Raw genomic sequence first — 1,222 nt, 5'->3', positions numbered from 1 at the left:
AACCAACTCTGATAAAAAGACAAAAGCCCTGAAAAGAGCTTAAAATGACTTGTTTTTTGGATTTTTATTGGCTTGTGCAACGGTTACCATTGTTGCCCACAGTATTAATTCGTTAATGTGAGTTCAATTGCTAAAAGACTATATTTATTTTCAGATTTGTCCCAAGCTCCACTATTCTTTTTCCAAACCCTTCTCCATTTTCCTTGCGTGTAAATCCAACTATTTTCATCTGTTACAGAAGGTATTGTTCCAAATGAAGGTTCGTAAGAAATTCTTTTTAATTTCTTATTCGAATCTTGCTTTGTATAATTGTATTCATAGAGATTATCATCTATAATTAACCATTCAATGGCGATAAAAAAACCTTTGTCCGGAAATTCAATATTTAGACCTGATAAATCTATTTCTGTTAATTTTTTTCCTTTTCTCGCAATTCCAATTATGTTTTTATCGTAAATATATTTATCAGGTTCGCCATCTTCATTTACACTGTACAATCTGATATTGAATTTCGCATCTCTAATATCACTGTTTGTTAAAATTTTTATCCTGTCCAAAAATCGAGTTTTTTTATAATTCTTTTGATACGGAAAATATCTTGCAGTAATCCAAGGTGTGGTTCCACAAGCAAAGTAATGATTGATTTTTGATTTTTTGAAGTTACCAATAGTCAACTCAAGGTCTTGCTTATTGGCTGATAATATCACTTCATCCAATGCTGTAATTGAAGCTTTTAGTTCTACGATATTTATAATTGAATTGGACTGAATTCGTCTCGTTTCATATCCAATTGCAGAAAAAACAATTACATGAGGTTCCTTCAAGTTTAATTCAAACTCTCCCTGTTGATTTGAAGTAGTCCCAATATTCTCATTTTCTACCCAAATATTGACATAAGGTACTTTTTCTAATGATTCACTGTCAATTATCACAGAATTAATTTGACCAAAACAAAGGCTTGAAATAAACAAAAATATTATTGAAAGTAGTTTTTTCATATTGTGGGCAACGGTCGTGGCTATGAGCAGTTGGGGATTTCTTGCCCTAACTTTTCAGTTTAGCACTGACCTTTATTTTATTTACTATTTTTTCACATAAACACCTAAAAACCAATTGCTTATAGCCTTTGTGTGTGCCTTGAATGGTAAATATAGTTCTTTTACATGAACGCCCATAGGGTGTAAGTCCCGAATACATGGAAGTAACGTTCCAAAGTAAAGCA

1 protein-coding gene is annotated in these 1,222 nt (G+C 31.8%); it reads right to left on the bottom strand.

All coding sequences use genetic code 11. The annotated features are described in order from the left end of the window. Window positions 1–104 precede the first annotated feature (104 nt). Window positions 105–998 carry a carboxypeptidase-like regulatory domain-containing protein gene (locus tag BLP81_RS13495; RefSeq protein ID WP_093370557.1) on the bottom strand — a complete coding sequence of 298 codons (894 nt, stop codon included), beginning with the start codon at window positions 996–998 and terminating at the stop codon, window positions 105–107. Window positions 999–1,222: the final 224 nt, after the last annotated feature.

The sequence above is a fragment of the Psychroflexus sediminis genome (assembly GCF_900099815.1).
GTDB lineage: Bacteria > Bacteroidota > Bacteroidia > Flavobacteriales > Flavobacteriaceae > Psychroflexus > Psychroflexus sediminis.
This window is presented reverse-complemented; position numbering and strand designations above follow the sequence as displayed.

Excerpts from the sequence above, each read along its gene's own strand:
- BLP81_RS13495 (WP_093370557.1), bottom strand. The coding sequence starts at position 998 with ATGAAAAAACTACTTTCAATAATATTTTTGTTTATTTCAAGCCTTTGT.